The organism is Bradyrhizobium sp. USDA 4510 (assembly GCF_054059095.1).
The window spans coordinates 137,951-164,227 of the sequence record NZ_JBSSBT010000001.1 but is presented as its reverse complement, the minus strand read 5'-3'; the positions used below and the strand labels follow the sequence as shown (position 1 = coordinate 164,227).

The window sequence follows — 26,277 nt, the reverse complement described above, 5'->3', positions numbered from 1 at the left end:
CATGGCACCCGGGTGCTTAAAACCGAACCCGTCAAATCACGTCCTCTATGACGAGAAGAGCTTGCTGCGACATCGAGCCGCGGCACCTCCCATCGGCGCTGCAAAAGTCGGATCGGCTCGCCAACCACAACGCGCATTTCAATCGAGCAAATTGCCTCGTCAGCTCAGGCGTCGATGGGTCGAACCGTCGAGCGGTGACGTGGTGCTCCGCATCACTCTGGCTGCGAGCGCGCTCTGGCCGATCCTGCTGTTGACCGTCCTGTTGCTCGAAGCTCAGTAAGGCACGGCAGGCCCGACGGATTGTCGCCGCTGATTGTCATGGATGATTTAGAAGCGGCATTCGACCGGATGCACTACAGTACTGGCGCCCAGTCGCGACCTGAACGCCAGTAGAGTCGTTCATTCATACAAGGCGCAGACCCCTCCCTGCCAGCGCACGCATCTGCGAACGGCTCGGCGAGTTTGACGGACGGTCGTCCTTGCTACGCATACACCATTGATACGCGTCCGGCCCGGACCGCAGCCGACGGCCACCGGTATTGCCATTGTTTCCGTCTGGGGGAGCGGCGCGGGTGTCATGGCTTGCGCAGGTGCTCCAACACACAAAGCGAAGATAAAGACAGCAAACAAGCGGATCATTGTGTTCCTCCATTTAATCCTTTGAGGCACCACAGCTCCACTCCATAGCGATGGAAAGGCCCGGCCTTGACTTGCGTCAAGGCTCGCAGGCATGCGTCCCCTCACCGCAGGCATATGCTACCTGATCACCAGATGAAGTTGCCGAACCACCCATATCGCGGACGTCGCTCCGCAAAATGCGCATAAGGTGACGGCGCGTATCTCCTGGCATGGGCATACTTCCGAGGCGGCTTGGCTTCCCTCGCCTTGCGGCCCGACGATTTTGGCCGCTCGATTTCGGATTTCTGCATCTGGGCAAACGCTTCCCGCTCGCGAACGATCGGGGAAGGCCCGACAGTTTCGGCCGCGGCTGGAGCAGGAATTTCCGCGACCTGTTCAGGAACGATAGTCGGGAGACTGGTGTCGTAAACGACAAGGTCGGGCAGCTTTTCCATCGAACGGATGCGAATGGTCGGACGACTCGAGTCAGGCTGCTTTGCCAGTGGAGAATTGGGGATGGTGGCATCCAGAAGGAATAGCAGCGCGAGCAGCACTCCGCCGATATACAGGAAATACCGCGCCACTGGCATGGATCGCTCCATCCGCCATTGTGCACATCGCCAGGCTTCTTTGCCCAAGGGCACGCATCTGCGCTGAAGCATGGCTCAGCACCGCGTCAGGCGGCTACCGGCCGACGAGACCGCATTGACGTGCGCGTGGTCGACACCAGCGTCCCATTCAAGAACTTCAGGACCTTTGACATAGATCAACAGTATCGCGACAAGGATGAATCAGTCCGATCCTCCGTCTCGACAACATGCATCTTGTGCCAGCGTCGACGGTTGCAAATCCGCTGGCAGGTTTGTTGTCGCGGGTGCATATTACTGCGTGAGGGAAATTGTCATGCGTATGCCGGGAGCCAACATTGGGTGCCGGTTGCATGGGACTTCCGGAATCATTCCGGTCGCCCAGCGCGAGGATTCGCATTTTGGTCCAGCGCCGGATCATACATTCGCGGCCGGCTCGCTGCGTGTGACCAACGTGCAGAGCCTCCTATTAAAAATTGGCAAGCAGTTCGTATCGCAATAGCAATCGCCGCAAGTGCAACAAGCGGCGCGTGGTGGAAGCGAGCGTTTGAGCTTGTGGTGAGGACAGCCAACCGCCGGTAAGCACAGCGCGAGGTCGTCTTTGAAGGTGCGACGATGAGCGCCGGGCTTCTTTCAATCGCGCTGATGGCGTGCGCCTTGCTACCGGATCACTGATTGGGGCGGAGCCACTGGAGTACTCAACACTGGAGATTGAACATGACGCAAAGAATTGTCCGAAATACTGCAATTGCGCTTTCGACTATCGCTTGTGCGACACTGTTCTCCATCACCTGGTCCGAGCGGGGCGGTCTTTCGGCGTCGGTCGAAAGTGCCCAGGCGCGTGTGGGCCGGCCGCTGACGCCCGTGAGCGTCGCCGGCGTCGCGCGTCGTCAGACCCGGCGCGCCGCGTACGGGTACGGGGTGGGCGCGGGTGTCGCCGCTACGGCAGCGGTCGCTGCGGCCGCCGCTACCGCGCCGGCCTATTCCGGCTGGGGCACAAACGATTGGACCAATTCGTATGCCGCCCAGACGGATCCCTACTTTGGCCAGCCCTACTATCCGGCACGAGCCTACCAGAGGATCAGTCCGTATTACGGATATGCCGGATGGACGGAGTACAAGGCAGCCAATGGTATCGGCTGCGAGCCCGGCACGATGACCAAGATGGCTGACGGCCGCATGTACGTCTGTCAGTGAAGCCGGCGCAACGGCAGCGCAAGAGGGCGGCTCCCTGAGCCGCCCTCTTTCACGATGAAGCAGATCAATCCCACGCGGCGACGGGTCGCGCGCGGCGTTGATCTACGTCAACATCGCCTCCCCCTTTTGCCACTGACGATACCTTGGGCCGCATCTGAAGCGGGCTCCATCACCTTCAGTTCACGTGCGATGAGGAGGATCACCATGCGTCGGACGAACATTTTTCCAACCAAGTCAGTGACGGTTGCGGGAATAGCGGCGAGCCTGATGTTGGGGTTTGCAGGCGCCGCTCTCAGTCCAGCACCGGCCAACGCCGTGATTTACTGCACGTATGTCGGTTATCCGGCAGGCTGCGTGGCACGGGCAGGCGTTGTGCTCAGGCCTCGTCCGGTGGCGCGCGCTGCGGTCCGCCACAATGCGGGCGGCAATTTGAATGGCGGCGTCAATCGGGTTGGCGTGCGGCGATAAGGCCGTGTTTGCGGGTCTCCTTCCCTTCTCCCCTTGTGGGAGAAGGTGGCGCGGATGCAATCCGCGCCGGATGAGGGTTGTCGCCGCCTACTCAAATCTCGAAAGGGTCACTCGCGGAGGGAGACCCCTCACCCGGATTGCATCTGACGATGCAATCCGACCTCTCCCACAGGGGGAGAGGTGCGCCGACTATGCGGCGCTATGTCGGCAGATCGCTCGAAGTCCCGCCGTTACGCCCTTGGCGCGCAGCGGACATAGACCATGTTGCCGTAGCGGACCCCGGCGTCCTTGTCGACGAAGCGGGTGATCATGACGCGGCCGTCGAACGAGACGATCTCGCGGTCCTGCTCGCCGGGCGTCGGTCCAGGCGGGCCGATATAGTTCTTGCCACTCGGGGAACCCTTCAGCCGCAGTTCCTGCGGGGTGGCCTGGTCGGCCAGATGCATGATGACGCCGCCGTTCTGGCCGGCGCCGATCACGTAAGGCTGCTTGCACTGGCCGCGCGCGGCGGCCTCGGTGCGGGCGCGATCGGCGGGATTCTGGAACGAGGCGAGACCCCAGCGGCCGACGATCTCGTCGGCGCGGATGCTCGCGGGCATTTCGGGGGCGACCCCCGGCTCGGCTGGCGCCGGCTCAGGGTTCGACGACAACGACGGCAGGCTCATGCTGCCGCACGCCCCCAAGAGTGTCGTCAGCGCCGAAACAGCCGCGAACCGTGCGACCAATCGCGCGTTGAATGACCTGATCATATGCATCCCCCGACTATGTCCCGGCCGCACCCGTCCTGCAGCCAAGCGTAAAACTTAAGACGGAGCAATGACGTCTGACAAAATTACGTCATCGCTACGATTTGGTTTCTGGTCCACCATCCTATATTGGCCTCACCAAGGCCTTAACCCGTTTGCTTGACAGAAACTGCGCCAGGCCATATTTCCCGGCCCACAATTAGCACTCTCGCACCACGATTGCTAAGAGCGTCGGGCGTCCTGCCCAGCGCCGACCGGGCCGGCATCCAACGCCGGTCCCGATGAACCGGACCTGAAACCGAGCCTCCAAGAGGGAACGTCATGGCTAAATCCACCTTCCGCCCCCTGCACGACCGCGTCGTGGTCAAGCGTATCGATGCCGAGGAGAAATCCAAGGGCGGCATCATCATTCCGGACTCGGCGAAGGAGAAGCCGTCCCAGGGCGAGATCGTCGCCGTCGGCCCGGGTGGCCGCGACGAGGCCGGCAAGCTGATCCCGATCGACCTCAAGGTCGGCGACCGCGTGCTGTTCGGCAAATGGTCGGGCACCGAGGTCAAGCTCGACAACCAGGAGCTCCTGATCATGAAGGAGTCCGACATCATGGGCGTGCTGGCCTGATCGCCATTCAACCGCGCGACCGCACCACTCGCATCGTCATGCCCGGACTTGATCCGGGCATCCATCACGCTTCCGAAGAGTTCTTACCAAGGCGATGGATCGCCGGGTCAAGCCCGGCGATGACGAGCGCGGAAACGGCAAGCGCGTCTCTCAAAACTGACAGGAGTTCAAACCAATGGCTGCCAAGGACGTAAAATTCGCCGGAGAGGCCCGCGACCGCATGCTGCGCGGTGTCGACGTGCTCGCCAACGCTGTGAAGGTGACGCTCGGCCCCAAGGGCCGCAACGTCGTCATCGAGAAGAGCTTCGGCGCTCCCCGCATCACCAAGGACGGCGTCACCGTCGCCAAGGAGATCGAGCTCGACGACAAGTTCGAGAACATGGGCGCGCAGATGCTGCGCGAGGTCGCTTCCAAGACCAACGATACCGCCGGTGACGGCACCACCACCGCGACCGTGCTGGCGCAGGCCATCGTCCGCGAGGGCGCCAAGTCGGTCGCCGCCGGCATGAACCCGATGGACCTCAAGCGCGGTATCGACACCGCGGTCGCGGCCGTGATCAAGGACATCGAGAAGCGCGCCAAGCCGGTCGCCTCCTCGTCCGAAGTCGCCCAGGTCGGCACCATCTCGGCCAATGGCGATGCCGCGATCGGCAAGATGATCGCGCAGGCGATGCAGAAGGTCGGCAACGAGGGCGTGATCACCGTCGAGGAGAACAAGTCGCTCGAGACCGAGGTCGATATCGTCGAGGGCATGAAGTTCGACCGCGGCTACCTCAGCCCCTACTTCATCACCAACGCCGAGAAGATGACCGCCGAGCTCGAGGATGCCTACATCCTGCTGCACGAGAAGAAGCTGTCCGGCCTGCAGTCCATGCTGCCGGTGCTGGAAGCCGTGGTGCAGTCGGGCCGTCCGCTCTTGATCCTCGCCGAGGACGTCGAGGGCGAGGCGCTGGCGACCCTGGTCGTCAACCGCCTGCGCGGCGGGCTCAAGGTCGCCGCCGTCAAGGCGCCGGGCTTCGGCGATCGCCGCAAGGCGATGCTGGAGGACATCGCGATCCTGACCGGCGGTCAGCTGATCTCCGACGACCTCGGCATGAAGCTCGAGAGCGTCACGATCAACATGCTCGGCCGCGCCGGCAAGATCGTGATCGACAAGGAGAACACCACGATCGTCAAGGGCGCCGGCAAGAAGAAGGACATCGACGCCCGCGTTGGCCAGATCAAGGCGCAGATCGAGGAGACCACCTCGGACTACGACCGTGAGAAGCTGCAGGAGCGCCTCGCCAAGCTCGCCGGCGGCGTTGCGGTGATCAAGGTCGGCGGTGCGACCGAGGTCGAGGTCAAGGAGAAGAAGGACCGTGTCGAGGACGCGCTGAACGCGACCCGCGCCGCGGTGCAGGAAGGCATCGTGCCGGGCGGCGGCGTCGCGCTGCTGCGCGCCAAGAAGGCGGTCGGCCGGCTCACCAACCCGAATGCCGACGTCCAGGCCGGCATCAACATCGTGCTCAAGGCGCTCGAAGCTCCGGTCCGCCAGATCTCGGAGAACGCCGGTGTCGAGGGCTCGATCGTGGTCGGCAAGATCCTCGAGAACAAGTCGGAGACCTTCGGCTTCGACGCCCAGACCGAGGACTATGTCGACATGGTCGACAAGGGCATCATCGACCCCGCCAAGGTGGTGCGCACCGCCTTGCAGGACGCCTCCTCCGTGGCCGGTCTGCTCGTGACCACCGAAGCCATGGTCGCCGAACTGCCAAAGGACGCGGCGCCGGCAATGCCGGGCGGCGGCGGCATGGGTGGAATGGGCGGCATGGGCGGCTTCTAAGCCTCCCCCATCCCTATCGAGATCGAAGGCCGCCTCCGGGCGGCCTTCTTTTTTGCAGTTTGATTACGATCGGGATGCAAGGATCATCTGATGTCCCGCGACGCCAAATCACTGACGTCAACGCTCGTGCTGTTCTACGCGATCGGCGCACTGCTTGCGCTCGGCGCCTATGCCCTGGACAGCCTCGATGATCTTGCGGTCGTCTTGACGTTCTGGCTCAGGCAAACGCTGACGTTTGTCGTCCTCGGCGTGGGTTATGGCGTCTATTACGTCATTTCGGGTTCTGCCGGTCATCGTCCAAAAGCGCCGTTGCGATTTCTGGACATCTCGTTTCTGGCCGCTGCTTCCACGCTTGGGGTTGGCATCCTCGTGCACAGCTGAGCGATCCTTGACGCGACGGCCTGACAGTCCGTTACGCCACGCAGATGTCCGGCACCGCCACCTTCTGGAACAGGTGCGGCGAGGCTACCGCCGAGGCCGGATAGGCCGAGAGCTTGGCCCTGAACTCGGGGTTCATGAAGGCGGCGCGGAAGGCGGCGGTCGATTCCCAGACCGCGTAGTTCAGATAGGCCGGGCTCTCGCCGAGCGCGCGGTGCAGCTGGGTCGAGATGAAGCCCGGCTGCCGCTTCATGATGGCGGCGTCGTCCTGCCAGGCCTTGAGAAACGTGTCCTCGTCGGCCGCATCGAGCGTGAAGAGGTTGACGAGCACGACGTTGCTGGCATCGACCGCGAGCTGGCGGTCGATCGGGAAAGCGGGGTCCAGGGGGCGCATCTGCGGCATGGTTGGCTCCGTTCGATATGGTGTTATGATGTCATTCCGGACTGATGGATACATACAGAAATTGACATCATGGTGTCAATACGTTTATATGGTGACAAATGCCGAATGCAAAACGAACGCCGGCGGGTGAAGCCCTGAGCACCCTGATTCCCGACCTGTTCAGGCTCAACAGCCTGCTGTTCACATCAGGCGACCGGCTGGTGGCCGGGCTCGGGCTGACCAGCGCGCGCTGGCAGATCCTCGGCGCCATCGTCGCCACAGAGCGCCCGCAACCGGTCGCATGGCTGGCGCGCGACCTCGGCGCTGCCCGACAGAACGTGCAGCGGATCGTCAACGACCTCGAACGGGACGGGCTCGTCGCCTTCGAAACCAACCCGCATCACCGCCGCGCCCAGCTCGTCGTGCTGACCGCCAAGGGGCGGCAAAGCTTCGACGCGGCCATGCGCCTGCAGCTGCCTTGGGTGAACGGCCTCGCCGACGGGCTGTCGATGAAGGACCTCGAAACCGTGAGCCGGGTCGTGACGGTGCTGCGCGGCCGACTGGAGGGCGGCGAGGAACCTGACGAACGCACATGACCGCGATCGCGGCGCGCGGCCGCCGTTAGGCGGCCTTCTTTTTTGGCCAATGACATGGAGGTTTGCTAGTTACGACGGAACCGATTCTGCCCTTCGAGGACTTATCGTATGCGCGCGCTCCCGCTCCTGCTGCTCGGTCTTGCCGTCACCTCGGCGCCTGCCCTCGCCCAGATGAAGCTGCAATCGAAGGCGGCTCCCGCCAATGGCCCCGAGACGCGCTATTTCACCTCGATCGACGGCCTGATGGACGGCAATGCCGACGTCGTGCTGAAGGAAACCCGCCAGGGCAAGACCGTGACCGCGGCCGTGCTCGACGTCTGCTATCCCGCCGACAAGAGCTCCGACCGCAAGGACCGCTTCGTCGCCAACCTGACCGTCAGCGGCCAGACGCTTTCCGGCACCGCCCAGAGCGTCGCCGACAAGCAGCCGGTCACCATCAAGCTGAACCGCAAGCAAACCGGCGACGGTTTTGAGTTCCGCGGCCAGATCACGATCGGCCAGACCGTGACCGAGGTCGCCTCGACGGACAATTCCGATCTCAGCGAGAAGGAATTCCAGGACAACCAGGCCACCGAGGACGGCATCACGCCGCAGCCGAAGGATTTCACCGACGTTTCGCCGGAATCGATCGGTGTGCGGGTGAAGCTCGATGCGGCGGCGGATTTCCTCAAGAGCCTGAAAGGCGAGGCCGTCGAGATCGGCACCTCCAGCCTTGCGGTGACCTGCGATGCGATGCGCTCCGGCGAGCAGACCATCAACCTCACCGTCGATCCCGAGCACGCCGGCGCGCTGCTCGCCAAGGCGAAATCCGCGCCCGGCGTGACCGCGGCCGGCTGGACCAGCGGGGTGGTCGAGATGGACCGCACCATCCGCTTTGCTGCCGCCGATTGGCGCGAGGGCGACAAACTCAACCATGACAAGCTGGCAACCGCGATCGCGGGCGTGCTGGCGAAGACGCTTGCCGCAAAGCCCGCCTCGGCGACGTGGAACGCGAACACCGGCAAGCTCAAGCTGGTGCTGAAGCGGCCCAGCGCGATTTACCCGGCACTCGGCCTCACCCAGAATTACGAGATCACTGCCCTGGTCTCACCCGACAAGCCCGGAAGCTCTGACCGGCTGATGCTGTGGGTCTCGAGCCCCACCGTTTCGACATCGGACGACAGCGCCGGCGCCAAGCTCAATCTGTCCGACGATTCCAGCAGCGACGAGGAAGGCAGCGAGACCAGGGACGACAACGGCGCGATCGACGCGCTGCTCAAGGAGTTCAAGGGCCAGCGCTGGGACGCCGACAAGTCGGTGTGGCGGTAAGGCCGCCGCTGTCGTGAGTTAAGCCGCCTTCGTCTTCAGCGGCACGACGTTGTCGCGCACCGCCTTCGGGGTGGCGTCCGGACCGGACTGAAGCATCCCGTCGCTTCTGACGAACAATTCGGAACGAGGCTCGATCGCAGCGCGATCGAGCAGCGCCCGCAGCTCGGGACGAAGTCCGTCGCCGCGCAGCGCGGCGATCGCATCGAAGTTGCGCATGATGTTCTCCTGCGTGATCGCAATCAGATTCTCGCATTCGTCTTTCGCGAGCCACCCGCTTCCCGATTCCGCGACGACGCTCGAGAAGCCGTGCTAAGCGCCATATCGACACAGCGGAATCTCGTTTGAAACTCGATCGCTCGCCCGATCTGAAATCGGGTGGTCCGACACGCATCTCAAAATGCCTAATGCGCGCATCGACACCGCGCCGGTCGCGATGCCGGCAACACGCAAATGGAGACGAAGAGATGTCGGAGGAAAACAAGAAGGTTGTAGGCCGCTGGTTCGAGGGCTTTTGGGGAAACCCGTGGAATCCGCGCATCATCGAAGAGCTCGCGACGCCAGACATTATCGTGCACTACCCGATGCATGAGCCGAAGAAGGGCCGCGCCGCGGTCACGCAATTCATCACCGAGTTTCGTGAGGCGTTTCCGGATCTGAATTTCTGGGGCGTCGGCGATCTCGTCGCGGAAGGCGACCTCGTGGTCGGCCGCTGGGAAGGCGGCGGCACCCACACCGGGCCTGCGTTCAGCGACTTCCGGCTCGGCTCGTTGCCCGCGGCCTCCGGCCGCAAGATGACGTTCGCCGGCACCACCGTGCTGCGCGTGCAGGACGGACGGATCGCCGAGGAGCTCGGCCAGGAAGATGCGCTGACCGCCATGTTCCAGCTTGGCCTCATTCGCTTGCCTGAACAGAGCGGCTACGCCGGTTGACCGGCGGCTTCATCGACGATCGCATCACGGCTACCCGAACGCACGTTTCGTGCGTTCGGGTAACGCAATCGAACAGCTCATTGAAATCGAAGCTCTCTAACGCGCAGGCTCGCTGGACAGATTCCAATGTAGCCGCGCCCGCACGGCATCTCGCGAGGCGGTGCCGGCGCATTCTCTCCACAGCAACTCAGCATCAAGGCGGAAAAATCAGGCACGTCGTCGTGCCGTGCGCGAGCAATCTTCCCTTCCCGTCGGTGACCCTGCCTTCGGCGGTGCCGATGCGACGGCCGCAATTGAGCACCCGGCCCTCGGCCCTGATCGGACCGGTGTCGGGCGTGATCGGACGCACCAGCGAGATCTTGAACTCCAGCGTGGTCTGGCTGGTGCCGGCATCGAGCATCGACTGCACCGCAAGCCCCATGCAGCTGTCGAGCAGCGTCGCGGTGAGGCCGCCATGCACGGTGCCCGCCGGATTGAGATGCGCGTCGGTCGGCACCAGCGTGACGACAACGCGGCCGCGCTCGGCCTCGGCGACGTCATAACCGAGTGTCCGCGCGATGGTGTTGAGCGGCAATGCGCCGCTGGCGAGGCCCTGCACGAATGCGAGGCCGCTCATCTTAAGCTTCTGTTCCGCGCTAACGGTACCGTAGCTCTTGGCCATTGCCGATCTCCATCGGGGTTTATTGGATCGCGACGGTTGGCCGCTTGCGCCGCAGCGATGCGGCGGAGCGGCCGTAGAGTTTTGCGAATGCGGCATTCATGCGCCGCGCGCTGGAGAAGCCGGCGCGCTGCGCCACCAACGCAAGCGGCAGCGCGCTGCCGTCGATCAGGCGCTTGGCGCGCTGCACGCGCAGCGACAGCGCGACCTGGAGCGGCGAGGCGTCGAGATGCTCGGCGAACAGACGCGACAGATGCCGCGCGCCGACGCCGAGCCGCCCTGCCAACGCCTCGACATTGCCGCGGTCGAGCGCGCCCTCCTCGATCAGCGCCAAGGCGCGCTCGACGGTGGTCCTGGTGCCTTTCCAGGCCGGACAGAACGGTGCCGCCTCGGGACGGCAGCGCAGGCAGGGCCGGAAGCCAGCACGCTCGGCTGACGGCGCGCTGCCATAGAACCGCACATTGCGCGCGAGCGGCGTGCGCGCCCGGCAGACCGGGCGGCAATACACGCCGGTGGTCTTGACCGCGACGAACACGACGCCGTCCCAGGCCGGGTCGCGGCGCTGAAAGGCTGCATATTGTGCGGCGAAATCGAGCATGCGACCGCTATAGCCCCGCCGGCGCGCCGCGACGACCCGCTTTGCGGAGACGACGTCCGGAAACGACCGCTGTATGCGGAAGATACCCGGGCATCTACGGGGCCTGCGACCAAAAGACTTCGTGCCGCCGCAGTTCGGTCACCGAAAATTAAGGCTCGATTTAGTTTCGAGGATCATGCTTCGCGCCATCGAACACAGGTCACGCCATGCAAGACCGCGAGCCGATCAACGCTGCGAGCATCTGGCCGACAGATGTGACGGAGGGTCATTCGCCGGCACAGACGGCGGACCTCTGGGATGTCACCGGCGAGAACCACGACGCCGCCCTGCTGCTGCGGGAGCCGTTTGCCGACCGCATCGGCACCGCGCTCTTGGCAGCGACCGCACTCGCCGCAAGCTTCGTGCTGGGATGGACCGGCGGAGCCAACTGGCACGACCTTGCAGCTCCCGCCCCGGTGCCGGTGGCCCAGAAGGAAGCGCCGGCCCCGCACATTGCGGAGGTGGCGCCGAGCCGAAAGAACGAGGGCCCGCGCCGGGCCGCGTCCAACGCCGACCCCGTCGTCACCGGCAGCATTCCCAAAACCACACCGGCCAGCCCGCGCCCGCTCGCCTTGGGCGCCGCGCCGACGACCTTGAATGCACAGGCCACCGCATTGGGGCCGAAGCAGCCGGCGGCGGCGCCGGAGACGCGGCCGAGCACCATTCCCGGATGGTCGGTGGTCGAAGTCCGCGACGGCACCGCCGTGCTCGAGGGGCCCGAGGGCGTCAAGATGGCCGCGCGCGGCGATGTCGTGCCCGGCCTCGGACGGGTCGATTCCATCGTGCGCTGGGGCAACCGCTGGATCGTCGCCACCGCAAGCGGACTGATCGCAACGCCTTGAGCGTTTTGTCTTGACGCGTTTCCTTGACGCGAACTGCCGCCCGCTTCGCTCGATAACGCTTTAGTTGCTGTTGATCACGAAACGTAGCGACTTGCTGCCGGTGAAGGTCACCTCGTCACCGTGCCGCCGCCAGCCCGTCATGTCGCCGAGCGCCGCCAGCAGATCCTTGTCGGCCTGCGCCCGCTCCGGCGTGCAGGTGCGGTTCTCCATCGCGCCGGGAACGAAGACGATGGTATTGCCGGCCACCGAGAACTGGCCCTTGCCGCCGTCGCACCACAGCTCGAGGATCACCTCGCCATTGTCGCCGACCTCGATCGAGGGAATCCGCTTGGAGCCCGGCATGCGCGCGGCGTCGAGCGTCATCACGAAGCCGAACGGGAACTCCTCCTCGGCCCGCGCCGGCCCCGCGCCGAGAGCCGCGGCAACCAGCGCCAACGCGGCGATGCCGCCGTTCAAACCTCGCCTCATCGAAACCATGCCAATCCTCGAAATGCGACGCGCAACTGCGGGCCCCTTCTATGGGAGCAGAACGCGATTGGCCAGATTGGCAACGCCGGAAAATGTGCTTGAAAAGCAAATCCCCGCGAGCTGTCCGCTCGCGGGGATTCCTGGTTCGCCAAATGCGTCGTGGCGCTATTTCAGCACCAGCATCGTGAACGGATAGACATAGGCCTGCAGGGTCACGAACAGACCGACCAGACACGCCAGCACGATCGAGTGCAGGAACACGTAGCGCAGGATCGAGCCCTCGTGGCCGTACCAGTTGGTCGCGGTCGAGGCGACCACGATCGATTGCGCGTCGATCATCTTGCCCATCACGCCGCCCGAGGAGTTCGCCGCCGCCATCAGGATCGGCGACAGGCCGAGCTGCTCGGAGGTGATCTTCTGCAGATTGCCGAACAGCACGTTCGACGCGGTATCCGATCCGGTCAGCGCCACGCCCAGCCAGCCGAGCAAGGTGCCGAAGAAGGGATAGAGCACGCCGGTCGCCGCGAAGGCGAGGCCGAGCGTGGCGTCGACGCCGGACAGCCGGGTCAGCGTGCCGATCGCCAGCATCGCCGAGATCGTGATCAGCGAGATCGCGCAGATGCGGATGGTGCGGCCATACTCGGCGATCAGCTTGAGCGGCGAGAAGCCCATCAACAGACCCGAGATGATCGCGGCGATCAGCATGCCGGTGCCGGTGAACGACAGGTAGGTGAAGCCGAACACGGCGCCTTCCGGCGTCGGCTTGGCGGCCACCGGCGGCACCTTGAAGATCAGCTTGTCGAGCTCGGGGACCGGATAGTTCCAGACGAAGTTGGCGTTCGCCCAGGCCTTGAAGGCACCGTTGCCCCAGATCAGCATCAGGATGCAGACGATGATCCACGGCAGCAGCGCGCTCCACATTTCGCCCTGGGTCAGCGGCGTCTTGTCGAGCGGAGGTGCGGCGGCCATCGTCGCCGCCGATTCATCGCGGCCGCGCAGCGCCGGCGACAGCCAGAGCTGCCGCGGCTGCCAGACCTTCAGGAACAAGATCAGGGCGCCCATCGAAATCAGCGAGGCGCCGATGTCGACAATCCAGGGATTGATGTAGTTCGAGATCACGAATTGCGGGACCGCAAACGACACGCCGGTGACCAGGATCGCTGGCCATACCTCCTTCATGCCGCGCCAGCCGGCAAACGCCCACACCACCCAGAACGGCACGATCAGCGAGAACAGCGGCAGCTGCCGGCCGACCATCGCGCCGAGGATGTAGGGGTCGAGCCCGGTGACCGAGGCGAGGCCCTGGATCGGCGTGCCGAGCGCACCGTAGGCAACGGGTGCCGTGTTGGCGATCAGCGACAGGCCGGACGCAGCGAGCGGCGAGAAGCCGAGCCCGATCAGCACCGCGCCGGTGATCGCGACCGGCGTGCCGAACCCGGAGGCGCCCTCGAAGAAGGCGCCGAACGAGAACGCGATCAACAGCAGCTGCAACCGCCGGTCCTCGGTGACGCCGCCGACCGCGCGCTTGAGCAGCTCGAACTTCCCGCACCTCACCGTGACCTGGTAGAGGAAGATGACGTTGAGCACGATCCAGCCGATCGGGAAGAACCCGGTGATCACGCCGAGCAGGGTGGCGCGGATCGACATGTTGGCCGGCATGGTGAAGACGAAGATCGTGATCAGGTTGGTCACGATCACGGCGATGATGGCCGCAATGTGCGCCTTCACCTTGCCGCTGGCGATCAGCACCAGCAGCGTGACCACGGGAATGGCGGCCGCGACCGTCGACAGCGCCGCATTGCCCAGCGGGTTGTAGATTTGATTCCAGGTGTTCATCTCGGGATCCTTCCCACATTATTATGCAGCGCGCCGGCCTGCATGTGGGCAGGCGCGACTGGTGCGATTGCGGGAGTCCGTCGGAAAATCTGCAGCCCCGGCTCGCGAATGAACGATCGGTAAGGATCGCTCACATCCTCGCGAAAAATCGAAGGTCCCCCGCCCCTCGCCGTTGTCCTCATGCTAGGATTGACTCGATTGCCGGGACAAGCCAACGCTTGCATGCCAGAACTACGACTTTAGTCGAGGACTACCCCGATTGTCCCGATTCTTCAGGCCTTTGCGGCCCCTTCCCCGGAGACGATAATCTGTGAACAACATTCGCTCGACGCTCGCGACGGTGTGGCGCATCGCCTCGCCTTATTTCAACTCCGAGGACAAATGGGCCGGCCGGGGGCTGCTTGCGGCGGTCATCGCGATCGAACTGGCGATCGTGGGCATCAACGTTCTGATCACGCAGTGGAACAACCGCTTCTACAACGCGCTGCAGGAACGCAATTGGGATTCCTTCGTCAGCGAGATCATCTATTTCTGCGTCGTCGTCGCGTTCTTCATCCTGCTGGCGGTCTACCAGCTCTACCTCAATCAATGGCTGCAGATCCGCTGGCGGCAATGGATGACCACACACTATCTTGGGGACTGGCTGCATCAGGCCAATCACTACAGGATGCAGCTCCAGGGCGACGCTGCCGACAACCCCGACCAGCGCATGACCGACGACGTCAAGCTGTTCGTCGATCGCACGCTCACGCTCGGCCTCGGCCTGTTGAGCTCGGTCGTCACGCTGGCGTCCTTTCTCACCCTGCTGTGGGGCCTTTCCAATGAGGCGCCGCTGCATTTGTTCGGCACGGAATATTCAATTCCCGGCTACCTTGTCTGGTGCGCGCTGATCTACTCGGTGCTCGGCACCGTGCTGACCCATCTGATCGGCTGGCCGCTGGTCGGCATCGATTTCAAGCAGCAGCAATATGAAGCCGATTTCCGCTTCAACCTGGTGCGCGTGCGGGAAAACTCCGAGCAGATCGCGCTGCTGCAGGGCGAACCGGCCGAGCGCGAGCGCCTGCGCGTTCGCTTCGGACGCGTGGTGGAGAACTGGATCGCCCTCATGAACCGGACCAAGAAGATCACCGCGTTCACGGCGAGCTATAATCAGGCCTCGGTGATCTTCCCTTATGTGCTGGTGGCGCCGGCCTACTTTGCGCAAAAGATCCAGCTCGGCGGCATGATGCAGACCGCATCGGCGTTTTCGAACGTCCAGGGCGCGTTCTCGTACTTCGTCAGCATCTATCGTCAACTGGCCGAATGGCAGGCCGTGGTGAACCGGCTCGATGGATTCGAGGCAGGGATCGCGGCGGCATCAAACCTCGCCAAGCGCGACGACCGAATTCATGTCACGGCGACGCCGGGCGACGGCGCCGTCAGCCTAGAAAACCTAGTGCTGCGGCTGCCGGACGGCACGCCGCTGCTGAACGCGGACCGGTTCGGCTTCCGCAAGGGCGAGCGCACGCTGATGACCGGCCCCTCCGGCGCCGGCAAGTCGACGCTATTCCGCGCGATCGCCGGCATCTGGCCGTTCGGCGACGGCGCGGTCGAGATCCCGGCCAATGCCAGCCTGATGATGCTGCCGCAACGTCCCTATCTGCCGATCGGCTCGCTGCATGACGCCGTCGTCTATCCGGGCGAGGCCAGGCAATTCGATGCGGGACGGGTCCGCGAGGTTCTCACCGCCGTCGGGCTGCCGCAGCTTGCGTCGCGGCTCGAGGAACAGGCGCACTGGAACCGGATGCTGTCGCTCGGCGAGCAGCAGCGGCTCGGCATCGCACGGGCGCTGCTGCATGCGCCGCAATTCCTGTTCCTGGACGAGGCGACGGCCTCGCTCGACGAGCCGGCGGAAGCTGCGCTGTACAGGCTGATTGCCGAAAGGTTGCCCGGCACCACGGTGGTTTCGATCGGCCACCGCTCGACGCTCGACACCTTCCATCAGCGCAATGTCACGCTGGTCCGCGACGGCGACCGCTTCATCCTGCGCGACGCGGTCAAGGTCGCCGCGTCGTAAACGGCATTAGGGGTCAGCCGCGGCCACGGCTTGCCGCTGACCCCGGCGGGGGCAGCCCACAGGTCTCGCGAGCGCCTTTAGCTATTGTCCGCCTTGTGCCGATCAGACCTGGCCGGCCAAAAACAAAAGGGCGGCAGATTGCTCTGCCGCCCCTCGATCCCCGGAGGAGAGATTACTTCAGGTTGGACATCGCGGTCAGGTCGACCGAGAGCTTGGCGATGCCGGCCGCGCCGCACCAGTTGGAGCTCGTGCCACCCGGATTGATCGGGGTGACGGCAGTGGTTCCGCCCGCGGTGAAGTCGCTGGTGAAGGCGCTGCAATCACCCTTCGACATGTCGGTGTCGGAGTAGCGCAGATCGAGCGTGAACACCTTGTAGGTGAAGCCGATGCCGATGTTCCAGGTGTTGTAGTCGGCATACTTGATGCCGTTCGGAAACGCCGGGACGCCGTAGAAGCTGTCGGAGGTGCCGAGCCACTGCCGGCCGAACTCACCCGACACGTACATGCCGACGCCGCTGCTGCCGAACACGGTGCTCGGCGCAGTGTACTTGCCGATGATCGAGGAGTAGTTGCCCCAGGCGCCGGTGTTGAGGAAGTTCGGCGAGTAGTATTCGTTGATGGTGAACGCCCAGTTGTCGTTGATGGTCCAGGTCGCCTTGCCATAGACTTCGAAGAACGAGACGTCCTTCTTCATGACGGCGAGGTTGGTGAGGGTGTTGGCCTGGCAGTCGGCGCTCAGCGGATTGCCGGCGAAGTCGGCCACCGCACCGCCGCCGTAGTAGCAGGTCCCGCCCGGATACAGGTAACCCCAGACACCGATGTCGAAGGCGAAGGCGCCGAAGGTCGGGCGGATACCGCCGTAGACGTCGACTTCAGCCGCGGCGCGGTTGGCGAAGGAGATGCTTTCGGTCGACGTACCGACGTAGAGCTGCAGGTCCTTGCTGACGTTGTAGCGCGGCTCGAAATAGGCGGTGACCGACGGATTGTGGTTGGACTGGGTGACGCCGCGGAAGATGTAGTCGCTCATGATGCCGGCGCCAAAGGCGATGTCCCAAGGATCGAAGGGAGCCGGCGGCGGCGCCTTGACGGCCTTCACCGCCATGTCAGCTGCCATTGCCGAGCTCGAAATCATTGCTAGCGCCGTTGCTAACAAAGCCAGTTTCTTCATGACGATCCCCATCTACCTGTTCAGACAGCCCAGCTCCGGTGGCCCCCCAGGGCGCGCGATAACGGACTGCAACTAAATCGCGTGTGGCCAATCTGAGGCTCATGCACGGTACCGTGAAGCCAAAAAGACATGCATGTGCCGCCTTTTTAGGCGTTCTAGCCATCTTGCCGCATGTTGACTTGCCGGTGTTGCATTTGCACCACAATACCGCTGCTCTCGCACCGGTTGAACGTGTCCATCCGGACCGGGAAACGGCAACAGCCGGCTCGGCGGGAGAGCATCGGCGCGAATCGCCGTGCCCGTAAAAGCACGGATTATCGTCGCACCTACGGAAGAAGCCGCAGCGTGGCGCGCTGCGGCTTCGATCAGTTGAACCTCGGCAATGTGGCAGCGGCCTAGAGCATTTTTGGTTCTGATTGAATCAGAACCGAAGCTCTAGATTCTTGTTTTGACGCGTTTTCTTCACGCGAACCGGTGCCCACTTCGCTCGAAAACGCTCTAGTGGTGCTCGCCCCCGTCGGCCGACCCGGCAATCCAGCCCGGCGCCGGTTCGTGGCTCGGTGTGGCCCAGCTCGGCGCCGGCTGCGGCTCGGGCGCCGGAGGTGCTGCGACCGGAGCGGCCGGCTTCGGCGCGGCAGCCTTCTTCGGAGCAGCGGCCTTCTTCGGCGCGCTCTTCTTGGCAGCGGCTTTCTTCGCAGCCTTCTTCGGCGCAGCCTTCTTGGCGGCTTTCTTTGCCGTTTTCTTTGCAGCTTTCTTGGCCGACTTCTTCGCCGATTTCTTTGCAGCCTTCTTGGCGGATTTCTTCGCAGCCTTCTTGGCCGACTTCTTCGCGGACCTCTTCTTCGCCGCTACCACCTTCTTGGCCTTTTTGGCCTTCTTGCTTTTCTTCGCCTTCTTCGACTTCGCCATCGTGGTCCTCCTGTTGCCGCTATCTGAGTCCACCGGGCGTATTGAAGTGATCGCTTGCCGGACGTTGGCTGCACCTCGAAGAGAGGCACCCTCCACTTCGCTTGTCGGGCATGATGGCCGCGCGATCGCTTCGCGTCTGTGGCAAGGAAGCGCCGGTCCTTCACGTTGCGTCAGGGCAAGGCTGAGGTCCGGATCATGCTCGAGTGGCAGTCGATCAATTCAATCCTGGCCGGGGACCTCCTGTCGCCCAATCGAGAAGCTCAATCGTGTGCACCACAGGAACTGACGTACCGCCGGCAATCTGAACCATGCAGCCAATATTGCCCGCAGCGATCATGTCCGGTTTGACAAGCGCAATATTGGCGACCTTCCGATCGCGCAATCTGCTCGCAATGTCGGGCTGGAGAATGTTGTAGGTCCCCGCCGAACCGCAACACAAATGGCTCTCGGGCACATCTTTCACCACGAATCCATTCTTGGAAAGCAATTCTTTCGGAAGTTGAGTGATTTTCTGTCCATGCTGCAACGAACAAGCGGAGTGATAGGCGACGGTGACGTCGCCTTTCTGTATTGAAGGCGCGAGCTCGAGGCCAGCGAGATACTCGGTGATATCCTTTGCCAGCGCCGAGATTCGCTTGGCCGGCTCCGCGAATGTTTTGTCCTCGCGCAGCAGGTAGCCGTAGTCTTTGACAACTGTCCCACAGCCCGAGGTCGTCACCAGGATGGCGTCGAGCCCGTTCTGGTCCGCTTCCCTTTGCCACACCGTGATGTTGGCCCGCGCGCGCGCCAGCGCGTCGCCGTCCTGTCCCATGTGATGGGTCAACGCGCCGCAGCATTGCTCGTCCTTGACCAGCACCACCTCGACGCCGTGCCTGGTCAGGACATTGATCGCGGCCTGATTGATGCGTGGCGCCAGCACCTGCTGGGCGCAGCCCTGCAGCAGCGCGACCCGGCCGCGCCGCCGGCCGATCGGCGCAAACACGGTTCCCGCAGCCGGCCCCGGTTGCGGCAGGCCGCGCGGCGCGAGCGCCAGCATCGCCTTGATCCGCCGCAGCAGACCCGGGCTCGACGCACCGACCGATGGCGTCGGCAGCAATGCGGCGAACGGACGGGCGAGCCCGGCCAGGATCATGCTGATCCGGAATAGGCCCGGCCGCGGCAGCACGAGGGCGAGTACCCACCGCAGCAGCCGCTCGGTCAGCGGTCTCTGGTAATCCCGCTCGATCCGGACCCGGGCCTGGTCGACGAGGTGCATGTAGTTCACGCCCGACGGACAGGTGGTCATGCAGGCGAGGCACGACAGGCAGCGGTCGATATGCTTGACCACGTCGGCCGTCGGCGGCTTGTCTTTCTCCAGCATCTCCTTGATCAGGTAGATGCGGCCGCGCGGGCTATCGAGCTCGTCGCCGAGCAGCACATAGGTCGGGCAGGTCGCGGTGCAGAAGCCGCAATGCACGCAGGCGCGCAGGATCTTGTCGGCTTCCTTGATGTCGGGATCGGCGAGCTGCGCCAGGGAAAACTCGGTCTTCATGCAGCCCCGCCTCGCATCATCCGGCCGCGGTTGAGGACGGACCTCGGATCGAAGCTCGCCCGGACCCGTTCACCGAGCGCGGCAAGCCCGGCCGCCTGCGGCTGGAACACATCGACCGCCCGGCGCACATCCTCGGTGGCGCGGATCAGGGTGGCGTGTCCGCCAATCGCCTCGACCTGGCCGCGGACCAGCGTGGCCTGGGCGTCGGCGCCCGGCGGCACCGCGGCCCAGATCAGCCCCCCGCCCCAGTCGTAGATCACGTCGCCGCCGGTGGCGCGCGACAACGCCTGGCCCAGCGCGCCGCCAGAGGCCGGCGGGCAAACGATACGCCACACCGGCCAGGCCCCGAGCGCGCCGTTCGCCGCGAACGGCACCACGTCGCGCAGCGCACTCCAGATTGCGGCCGACCCGTCGTCGGCGAGGCTGTCGACCGTTCCATAGGACGAGAGCGTCTGGCTCAGCGAGGCCGCCCGATGTGCCGCCGACGCCGAAATCCCCTCGAGCCGCACCAGCGTGACCGGCTGGCCTGAGGCTGCAAGGCCGGCCAGCGCGCCGCCCCCGGTCCGCAACGCCGAACCCGGCAGATGCGCGGCGCCGGAGACGTCGAAGGGCGAACCCAGCGCCGCCGTCATCGCCTTGTTGGCGGTGACGTCGTCGAGCCCGCGCAGCAGCAGCGTCCGCTCGGCTTCCGGCTTCGGCATGACCTTAAGCGTGACCTCGGTCATGACCGCGAGCGTGCCCCAGGAGCCGGTCAGCAGCTTGCAGAGATCGTAGCCGGTGACGTTCTTCACCACCCGCCCGCCGGTCTTGAAGCTGTCACCGAACCCGGACACCGCGTGCGCCCCAAGCAGATGATCCCTGATACCGCCGGCCTTGATGCGGCGGGGACCAGCCAGTCCGGCGCCGATCATGCCTCCGATCGTGCCGGCGCCCGCGGTGCCGAGCAGCACCGAGGTGTCCATCGGCTCGAAGGCGAATTGCTGGTTCTTGGCGTCGATCAGGGATTGCACGTCGGCGAGCGGCGCGCCGGCCTGCACGGTGATGATCAGCTCGTTCGGCTCATAGGAGGTGACCGCATTCAGCGCCGAGACGTCGAGCAGCGCATTGGTCGCCATCGGATGGCCGATGGCGCGCTTCGATCCATGTCCAATGACCTCAAGCGGCTGCTCGCTGGCGACCGCCGCGCGCACCACTTCCTCGACGTCTTTTGCGTCTCTGACCTTGAGCGTATCCACGCCATAGCCGGTAGCCAAATTCGGCTCCGAAATCAAATGCGCGCGCCGAACAAATTTCTGAATGCGAGGAGTCCGGCGTCGGTGATTTCGACGGAGCGGCCCTGCGGCCGGCGCCGGATCCAGTCCCGTTGCAATGCAAGGTCGGCAACCGCAGCCCCCGCCCGCCCGGCCAGATGCGGACGCCGCTCGCTCCAGTCGAGACAGGGCCGGCACAAGATCCGCCGGCTCCGCGCCGGCGAACGCAGGTCGATGCCGAGATCGCCGAGAAAAGCACGGCCGCAAGCAGTCAGCTCGCCGGCCTCATGGTCGAGATTGAGATGGCCGCGATCCCGCATCGCGTCGGTGACGGCGACGCCGAGCTCGCCGGCAAGGTGGTCGTAGCAGGTCCGAGCCCGGCGCATCTCGGGATCGATGCGCGGCGGCGGCCGGGACGGCTGCGGATCGATCGCGGCAACCGTCATCATGCCCTCGAGCATCTGCGCAACCAGCGGCGTAGCCAGCCGGTAGAAGCGGCGCGGACCACGCCGCTCGACCTTGAGCAGCGCCCGCTCGACCATGCGCGAAAGGTGCCAGCTCGCGGTCTGGGGCGTCACGCCCGCGACCAGCGCCAGTTCGCTCGCAGTCTGCGGGCGTCCGTCCATCAGCCGCGACAGGAGCTAGCACGGCCGGGATCGGCGATCAGCCCGGCGAGTTCGGCAAGCTCCGGTGCGATGGTCTGCATGGCCGGCTCCGCATCGATCGAAATATGCCTCTTGCGCTTGTCGCACGTCATGCCGCTGCAACGCTTCGATCATGATCGAAATGTTCACGACATCGACAATTCGACCATCACCGAACTGGGACGCCGAACGATCGACTATCTCTCGCGTTGCGGTTCGGCCGGCAGGACGCTTGGCGCGAATCATCTGGAGGCGAACATGAAACGTTCGGAAGTTTCGACCACGACGATGATCCTCACCCGACGATCGGCCATCGGCTCGTTCGCGATCATGGCGATCGCCGGCGTCTCGCCCTGGGCCGGATCGCAAGCTCGATCGGAGCACAGCAACGGAGGAATGCCAATGAAGCACTACGCGATGAGCACGAGAACCATCAGCGACGCGATCAACACGTCAGGCCTTCTGGTTGTGGCGCAATGGGAAGCCAAGGAGGGACAGGCCGATAAGGTCGCGGAAATCCTCGACGGCTTCCTGCCCGAGGCGCAGAAGGACCCCGGCACCAAGCTGTTCCTGATCGGCCGCGGCAAGGATAATCCGGCGCAATTCCTGTTCTACGAATTGTTCCAGGACGAAGCCGCGTTCAAGGCACACCAGGACAGCGCGGCTTTCAAAACCTACATCGCGGAGCAGGCGCTGCCGCTGCTCGCCAAGCGCGAGCGGTCGCAATACGCGCTGCTGTGAAGAAAAGCGCGGCGGGGAGGATGCTAGAGCGTTTTCGAGCGAAGTGGACCCGGTTCGCGTGAAGAAAACGCGTCAAAACAAGAAGCGAGAGCTTCGGTTCTGATTCAATCAGAACCGAAGCTCGTCCTTCCCGCCGGCGCGGGTCAGATCGACGCGCCGCTGTTGCCGAGCGTTGCGCGCAAGCCGGCCCGCTCGGGCGGCCTGCGCCAGAAGCCGACGATCGAGATCCGCGACAGCACCGCCGCCTCGAGGCTCTCGACCTGGGTTCGGAGCCGAAGCGCGCGTTTCTCGACGAGATGCCAGGACACGACGGCGACGCCGAAGGCGAGCGGCAGGCTGATCAGGAGGTTCAGATACCAGTGCTGGACCGGCGGGCCGAAGGTGGCGACGCATTGCTGGATGACGAAACCGTAGAGATAAAGCCCGTAGGAGTAATCGCCTGACGACACGATCCAGCTCCGCCGCGGATTCATCAGGCCGAGATAGCATGCGACATAGGCGGCCGGCGCGGGAGCCAGCGCGTCACCGCGCCCGGTCGCCATGCCGGCGGCGCACAGCACCAGCGCCAGCAGGCACAGCGTGCGGTTGAACGGCACCTTGTCGCGCCAGAGGTAGCAGCCGACGCCGGCAAGGAAGCAGAACACCAGAAGGTGCGGGCGAAGCTGGATCGGCACCTCGTCCCAGCGCCAGATGTCGTAGACGATGAGCCCGATCTGGGCGATCACCATGAACCCGAGGAACGCCAGCCGGTTGAAGCAAATCGTGAGCACGGCGAGCAGCGCCAGGATGACGTAGCACCACAGCTCGTACGGCACGGTCCAGAGCTGGGCGTTCACCAGATCGGGCAGCGGATTGTGCAGGAATACGCCCGGCAGCTCGTAATGGATGTCGCCGACGATATTGAGAAAATAGGCGTGGAATTTCGGATCGGCGACATATTGCGCCAACGGCAGCGCGGTGAAGACCGAACCGATGATGATTGCCGATAGCGTGGTTTCGACCGCGAGCGCCGGTCCGATCCGCAGCACGCGCAGGCCGAGGAAGGAAATCAGGCTCTTGCACCGGAGCAGGCTTGCGGTCACCAGGAAGCCGCTCAACGCAAAGAACAGCGCAAGGATCATCGCGACGCCGATGCGCAGCGTGCTCTGGATTTCCAGCGCGCGGCCGAGCCCGAGCGTCACGTTCGTGCTGTGCAGGCCAATGATCGACGCCGCCAGCGCGATCCGCATGTAGTCGAAACCCGCGGGCCGATTGCGCGAAAGCGCCAGCTGATCGGCCAGGCTGGGCATCGATGTGCTCCCGAAGACGTGCATCTGCGGAAAATACCGAGCAACAGTCTAAGGCCGTGTAAATGGGTCCGCGCTGTAATTGCAGCGACGCACGGGCGCCGGCCACCGCGCAAGGATCGGTTAAGGTTATCGGCCGGCTAGGGCGATCTGTCGAATTGTATCGACCGGCCCTCGCGCGTTGGTGGCTCTGGGCGCACGTTCACGCATGTTAGCCTCGGGGCCAATAGCTGACGTGGCTCCTGATGCCCTGGAAGCAGACTTGTTATCGTCATTCGGCAACCATTGATTTGATCGCGGCTCCGCCGGGAGAAACCACCACGATGCACATCAAACTGACAGCCATCGCGCTGCTCGCGATCATCGCGCCGGGACAGGCGGGTGCTGCCATGCTCACCGACGCCGAGGCGACGTTCCTCGACCAGCTCGCGACCGCAGCCGCGGTGCTCGAACAACGATGCACCGGCTATGAGGCCAATGGTGCCGGCGGCGTTCAAACGGGCGCCAGACTTCTCGGCAGCCCCGACGCCGCGATGGCCATGATCAATGCGTTCGACGCGGCCATCAAGGCTCACGACGGCAATGACTACGATCCGCGCAAATTCCGCCCCGAGGTGTCCGAAGCGGTCGGCAAGACCTTCAAGCGAGTCCGGGCGGCGTTGATCAGAGACCCGGAAGGGGCCTGCGCCGCCTATGGCGATAGCGGCGCGGCGTCGGGGCTGCTCAGACGGTACTAAAGCGCGATGAGATTGGGTTGAATCGTCATCGCGCTTTAGCTCTTTGTTTGACCATGATCTCCGCGCAAACGCGTTCCGCGTTTGTCGCGAGGGAAAACCGCTTCGCACTTTTCCGGATCATGCTCTAGTGTGCTGAAGGCGAAGTTCGTGCGATTTCGCGGCAGCCACTTTCACGAACTTCGCATTCACAAAGCACACTAGAATCAGAAGTTTGCTAGTGTCCTTATCGAATCCGAAGTTCGCTCCGAAGGTGCGGCAAATGATGCGAACTTCGGATTCGGGACACTAGAACCGCGGGATATCCGGGAAGGCCAGCTTGCCGGCGTGGACATGGACACGGCCGAGCTCGGCGCAGCGGTGCAGGGTCGGAAACACCTTGCCGGGGTTGAGCAGACCCTCCGCATCGAAGGCGCATTTCAGCCGCTGCTGCTGGTTGAGGTCGATCTCGGTGAACATGTCCGGCATCAGGTCGCGCTTCTCGATGCCGACGCCGTGCTCGCCGGTGAGCACGCCGCCGAGCTCGACGCAGCAGCGCAGGATGTCGGCGCCGAACGCCTCCGCCTTTTCGATCTCGCCCGGCTTGTTGGCATCGTAGAGAATCAAGGGGTGCAGATTGCCGTCGCCGGCGTGGAACACGTTGGCGACGCCGAGGCCGTATTTCTCCGAGAGGTCGCGGATCCGCGCCAGGGCCTTCGGCAAGGCGCCGCGCGGGATGGTGCCGTCCATGCAGAGGTAGTCCGGCGAGATGCGCCCGACCGCGGGGAACGCCGCCTTGCGGCCGGCCCAGAACAGATTGCGCTCGGCCTCCGAGGTCGAGATCTGGCAGGAGGTCGAGCCGCAGCCTTGCGCGATCGCCTCGACCCGCTTGATCAGCTCGTCGACCTCGACCTGGGGGCCGTCGAGCTCGATGATCAACAGCGCCTCGACGTCCAGCGGATAACCGGCGTGAACGAACGCCTCCGCGGCGTGGATCGCGGGCTTGTCCATCATCTCCATGCCGCCCGGGATGATGCCGGCGCCGATGATCCGCGCGACGCATTCGCCGGCCGCCTCGACCTCGGCGAAGCCGACCATCAGCGCACGCGCCGTCTCCGGCTTCTGCAGGATGCGCACGGTGATCTCGGTGATGACGCCGAGCAACCCTTCCGAGCCGGTGATGATTCCCATCAAATCATAGCCGGCATTCTCGGCCGACTTGCCGCCGATGCGCAGGATCTCGCCACTCATCAGCACGATCTCGCAGCCGAGCACGTTGTTGGTGGTCATGCCGTATTTCAGGCAGTGCACGCCGCCGGAATTTTCCGCGACATTGCCGCCGATCGAGCAGGCGATCTGCGACGACGGATCGGGCGCGTAATAAAAGCCGGCATGCGCGACCGCCTGGCTGATCGCGAGGTTGGTGACGCCGGGCTCGGTGACCACGACGCGGTTGTCGAAGTCGATCTCGCGAATCCGCTTGAACTTGCCGAGCCCGAGCAGCACGCCGTCGGCAAGCGGCAGCGCGCCGCCGGACAGCGAGGTGCCGGAGCCGCGCGGCACCACCTTGATGCCCTGGCCCTGGCAATATTTGAGCACCTTCGACACCTGCTCGGTGGTATCGGGCAGCACCACGACCATCGGCGGCTGCCGATAGGCGGTCAGGCCGTCGGATTCATAGGCCAGCATCTCGGCGGCGCTGTCGATCACGCCCTCGCCCGGGACGATTGCGCGCAAGGCGGCCACGATTTCGGCGCGGCGAGCGAGGACGGCCTGGTCGGCCGCCGGCATCATGATGGACATCGTTGTTCCCTCGGCTGGGCTTTTGCCCTTCGCCGATTTGTTACGACAAATCAATCACGTCTGCACCTGTTTCAGTGCACCGGCCG

At 64.3% G+C, this 26,277-nt stretch carries 29 protein-coding genes; 13 read left to right on the top strand and 16 right to left on the bottom strand.

Features of this window, described 5'->3' with window-relative positions:
- Positions 1–764: 764 nt before the first annotated feature.
- Positions 765–1,208 (bottom strand): hypothetical protein, encoded by a 444-nt coding sequence (locus ACVMDN_RS00795; RefSeq protein WP_083715002.1) that lies wholly within the window; start codon positions 1,206–1,208, stop codon positions 765–767.
- Positions 1,209–1,521: 313 nt separating this feature from the next.
- On the opposite strand from ACVMDN_RS00795, the gene ACVMDN_RS00790 reads away from it, so the two are divergent.
- The 3 genes from ACVMDN_RS00790 (at position 1,522) to ACVMDN_RS00780 (ending at position 2,870) form a co-directional block, all read left to right on the top strand.
- A complete protein-coding gene (locus ACVMDN_RS00790; protein ID WP_141339601.1) occupies positions 1,522–1,707 on the top strand; it encodes a hypothetical protein in 186 nt (61 codons plus the stop codon).
- Between the two features lie 215 nt (positions 1,708–1,922).
- On the top strand, positions 1,923–2,402 hold the full coding sequence (locus tag ACVMDN_RS00785) for a hypothetical protein (protein WP_244558799.1): 480 nt from the start codon (positions 1,923–1,925) through the stop codon (positions 2,400–2,402).
- A gap of 189 nt (positions 2,403–2,591) precedes the next feature.
- Positions 2,592–2,870 (top strand): hypothetical protein, encoded by a 279-nt coding sequence (locus tag ACVMDN_RS00780; protein ID WP_141339615.1) that lies wholly within the window; start codon positions 2,592–2,594, stop codon positions 2,868–2,870.
- Positions 2,871–3,100: 230 nt separating this feature from the next.
- Here the strand turns inward: ACVMDN_RS00780 and ACVMDN_RS00775 are convergent, their stop codons facing one another.
- The gene (locus ACVMDN_RS00775) at positions 3,101–3,619 is read right to left on the bottom strand and encodes a hypothetical protein (protein ID WP_026192247.1); all 519 of its coding nucleotides are present in this window, start codon (positions 3,617–3,619) and stop codon (positions 3,101–3,103) included.
- A 318-nt stretch (positions 3,620–3,937) separates the two neighbouring features.
- Between ACVMDN_RS00775 and ACVMDN_RS00770 the strand changes: the two genes are divergently transcribed.
- The 3 genes from ACVMDN_RS00770 to ACVMDN_RS00760 all read left to right on the top strand — a co-directional run bounded on the left by ACVMDN_RS00770 (position 3,938) and on the right by ACVMDN_RS00760 (position 6,437).
- Complete coding sequence (locus tag ACVMDN_RS00770) at positions 3,938–4,234, top strand: co-chaperone GroES (protein WP_018269780.1); 297 nt, start codon at positions 3,938–3,940, stop codon at positions 4,232–4,234.
- A gap of 175 nt (positions 4,235–4,409) precedes the next feature.
- Positions 4,410–6,056: a chaperonin GroEL gene (gene groL / locus ACVMDN_RS00765; RefSeq protein WP_038388056.1), complete on the top strand. Its 1,647-nt coding sequence runs from the start codon at positions 4,410–4,412 to the stop codon at positions 6,054–6,056.
- A gap of 90 nt (positions 6,057–6,146) precedes the next feature.
- Positions 6,147–6,437, top strand: coding sequence for a hypothetical protein (locus ACVMDN_RS00760; RefSeq protein WP_076827527.1), 291 nt, complete (start codon positions 6,147–6,149; stop codon positions 6,435–6,437).
- A 31-nt stretch (positions 6,438–6,468) separates the two neighbouring features.
- Here ACVMDN_RS00760 and ACVMDN_RS00755 read toward each other — a convergent pair whose 3' ends face one another.
- Positions 6,469–6,837 carry an antibiotic biosynthesis monooxygenase family protein gene (locus tag ACVMDN_RS00755; RefSeq protein ID WP_076827529.1) on the bottom strand — a complete coding sequence of 123 codons (369 nt, stop codon included), beginning with the start codon at positions 6,835–6,837 and terminating at the stop codon, positions 6,469–6,471.
- Between the two features lie 98 nt (positions 6,838–6,935).
- Between ACVMDN_RS00755 and ACVMDN_RS00750 the strand changes: the two genes are divergently transcribed.
- Positions 6,936–7,412 carry a MarR family winged helix-turn-helix transcriptional regulator gene (locus tag ACVMDN_RS00750; protein ID WP_057018090.1) on the top strand — a complete coding sequence of 159 codons (477 nt, stop codon included), beginning with the start codon at positions 6,936–6,938 and terminating at the stop codon, positions 7,410–7,412.
- A gap of 108 nt (positions 7,413–7,520) precedes the next feature.
- Complete coding sequence (locus tag ACVMDN_RS00745) at positions 7,521–8,720, top strand: hypothetical protein (RefSeq protein ID WP_076827531.1); 1,200 nt, start codon at positions 7,521–7,523, stop codon at positions 8,718–8,720.
- A gap of 18 nt (positions 8,721–8,738) precedes the next feature.
- Here ACVMDN_RS00745 and ACVMDN_RS00740 read toward each other — a convergent pair whose 3' ends face one another.
- On the bottom strand, positions 8,739–8,936 hold the full coding sequence (locus ACVMDN_RS00740) for a hypothetical protein (RefSeq protein WP_076827533.1): 198 nt from the start codon (positions 8,934–8,936) through the stop codon (positions 8,739–8,741).
- A 248-nt stretch (positions 8,937–9,184) separates the two neighbouring features.
- Here ACVMDN_RS00740 and ACVMDN_RS00735 point away from each other — a divergent pair, with 248 nt between their 5' ends.
- Complete coding sequence (locus ACVMDN_RS00735; RefSeq protein ID WP_076827536.1) at positions 9,185–9,649, top strand: ester cyclase; 465 nt, start codon at positions 9,185–9,187, stop codon at positions 9,647–9,649.
- A 193-nt stretch (positions 9,650–9,842) separates the two neighbouring features.
- Here ACVMDN_RS00735 and ACVMDN_RS00730 read toward each other — a convergent pair whose 3' ends face one another.
- Together ACVMDN_RS00730 and ACVMDN_RS00725 are read right to left on the bottom strand one after the other, a co-directional pair.
- Complete coding sequence (locus ACVMDN_RS00730) at positions 9,843–10,310, bottom strand: PaaI family thioesterase (RefSeq protein ID WP_076827538.1); 468 nt, start codon at positions 10,308–10,310, stop codon at positions 9,843–9,845.
- Between the two features lie 19 nt (positions 10,311–10,329).
- On the bottom strand, positions 10,330–10,905 hold the full coding sequence (locus ACVMDN_RS00725; RefSeq protein WP_076827540.1) for a bifunctional transcriptional activator/DNA repair enzyme AdaA: 576 nt from the start codon (positions 10,903–10,905) through the stop codon (positions 10,330–10,332).
- Between the two features lie 206 nt (positions 10,906–11,111).
- Here ACVMDN_RS00725 and ACVMDN_RS00720 point away from each other — a divergent pair, with 206 nt between their 5' ends.
- A complete protein-coding gene (locus tag ACVMDN_RS00720) occupies positions 11,112–11,786 on the top strand; it encodes a hypothetical protein (protein WP_456835781.1) in 675 nt (224 codons plus the stop codon).
- 60 nt (positions 11,787–11,846) lie between these two features.
- On the opposite strand, the gene ACVMDN_RS00715 is transcribed toward ACVMDN_RS00720, so the two are convergent.
- Positions 11,847–12,263, bottom strand: coding sequence for an META domain-containing protein (locus tag ACVMDN_RS00715; RefSeq protein WP_076827544.1), 417 nt, complete (start codon positions 12,261–12,263; stop codon positions 11,847–11,849).
- 156 nt (positions 12,264–12,419) lie between these two features.
- Complete coding sequence (locus ACVMDN_RS00710) at positions 12,420–14,090, bottom strand: L-lactate permease (RefSeq protein WP_038380167.1); 1,671 nt, start codon at positions 14,088–14,090, stop codon at positions 12,420–12,422.
- Positions 14,091–14,400: 310 nt separating this feature from the next.
- On the opposite strand from ACVMDN_RS00710, the gene ACVMDN_RS00705 reads away from it, so the two are divergent.
- Positions 14,401–16,146 (top strand): ABC transporter ATP-binding protein/permease, encoded by a 1,746-nt coding sequence (locus tag ACVMDN_RS00705; protein ID WP_057018098.1) that lies wholly within the window; start codon positions 14,401–14,403, stop codon positions 16,144–16,146.
- 172 nt (positions 16,147–16,318) lie between these two features.
- Here ACVMDN_RS00705 and ACVMDN_RS00700 read toward each other — a convergent pair whose 3' ends face one another.
- The 6 genes from ACVMDN_RS00700 to ACVMDN_RS00675 form a co-directional block, all read right to left on the bottom strand.
- Positions 16,319–17,314 carry a TorF family putative porin gene (locus ACVMDN_RS00700; protein ID WP_057018099.1) on the bottom strand — a complete coding sequence of 332 codons (996 nt, stop codon included), beginning with the start codon at positions 17,312–17,314 and terminating at the stop codon, positions 16,319–16,321.
- A 498-nt stretch (positions 17,315–17,812) separates the two neighbouring features.
- Positions 17,813–18,223, bottom strand: coding sequence for a histone (locus ACVMDN_RS00695; protein ID WP_076827546.1), 411 nt, complete (start codon positions 18,221–18,223; stop codon positions 17,813–17,815).
- Between the two features lie 214 nt (positions 18,224–18,437).
- The gene (gene glcF, locus ACVMDN_RS00690; protein ID WP_076827548.1) at positions 18,438–19,754 is read right to left on the bottom strand and encodes a glycolate oxidase subunit GlcF; all 1,317 of its coding nucleotides are present in this window, start codon (positions 19,752–19,754) and stop codon (positions 18,438–18,440) included.
- Entirely contained in the window at positions 19,751–20,989 is a 1,239-nt protein-coding gene (locus tag ACVMDN_RS00685) for an FAD-binding protein (protein WP_076827749.1), read from the bottom strand. Before ACVMDN_RS00685 ends, glcF begins: the two co-directional genes overlap by 4 nt.
- A gap of 32 nt (positions 20,990–21,021) precedes the next feature.
- Positions 21,022–21,630 (bottom strand): helix-turn-helix domain-containing protein, encoded by a 609-nt coding sequence (locus ACVMDN_RS00680; RefSeq protein ID WP_456835782.1) that lies wholly within the window; start codon positions 21,628–21,630, stop codon positions 21,022–21,024.
- Entirely contained in the window at positions 21,630–21,761 is a 132-nt protein-coding gene (locus ACVMDN_RS00675; RefSeq protein WP_456835783.1) for a hypothetical protein, read from the bottom strand. The genes ACVMDN_RS00680 and ACVMDN_RS00675 overlap by 1 nt, the downstream gene beginning before the upstream one ends.
- A 145-nt stretch (positions 21,762–21,906) precedes the next feature.
- Here ACVMDN_RS00675 and ACVMDN_RS00670 point away from each other — a divergent pair, with 145 nt between their 5' ends.
- Positions 21,907–22,389, top strand: coding sequence for a putative quinol monooxygenase (locus ACVMDN_RS00670; protein WP_225162242.1), 483 nt, complete (start codon positions 21,907–21,909; stop codon positions 22,387–22,389).
- A gap of 143 nt (positions 22,390–22,532) precedes the next feature.
- Here the strand turns inward: ACVMDN_RS00670 and ACVMDN_RS00665 are convergent, their stop codons facing one another.
- On the bottom strand, positions 22,533–23,678 hold the full coding sequence (locus ACVMDN_RS00665; protein ID WP_244558801.1) for an acyltransferase family protein: 1,146 nt from the start codon (positions 23,676–23,678) through the stop codon (positions 22,533–22,535).
- Between the two features lie 320 nt (positions 23,679–23,998).
- Between ACVMDN_RS00665 and ACVMDN_RS00660 the strand changes: the two genes are divergently transcribed.
- Complete coding sequence (locus ACVMDN_RS00660; RefSeq protein WP_076827552.1) at positions 23,999–24,412, top strand: hypothetical protein; 414 nt, start codon at positions 23,999–24,001, stop codon at positions 24,410–24,412.
- 285 nt (positions 24,413–24,697) lie between these two features.
- Here the strand turns inward: ACVMDN_RS00660 and ACVMDN_RS00655 are convergent, their stop codons facing one another.
- On the bottom strand, positions 24,698–26,191 hold the full coding sequence (locus ACVMDN_RS00655) for an FAD-linked oxidase C-terminal domain-containing protein (protein ID WP_076827554.1): 1,494 nt from the start codon (positions 26,189–26,191) through the stop codon (positions 24,698–24,700).
- Positions 26,192–26,277 lie beyond the last annotated feature (86 nt).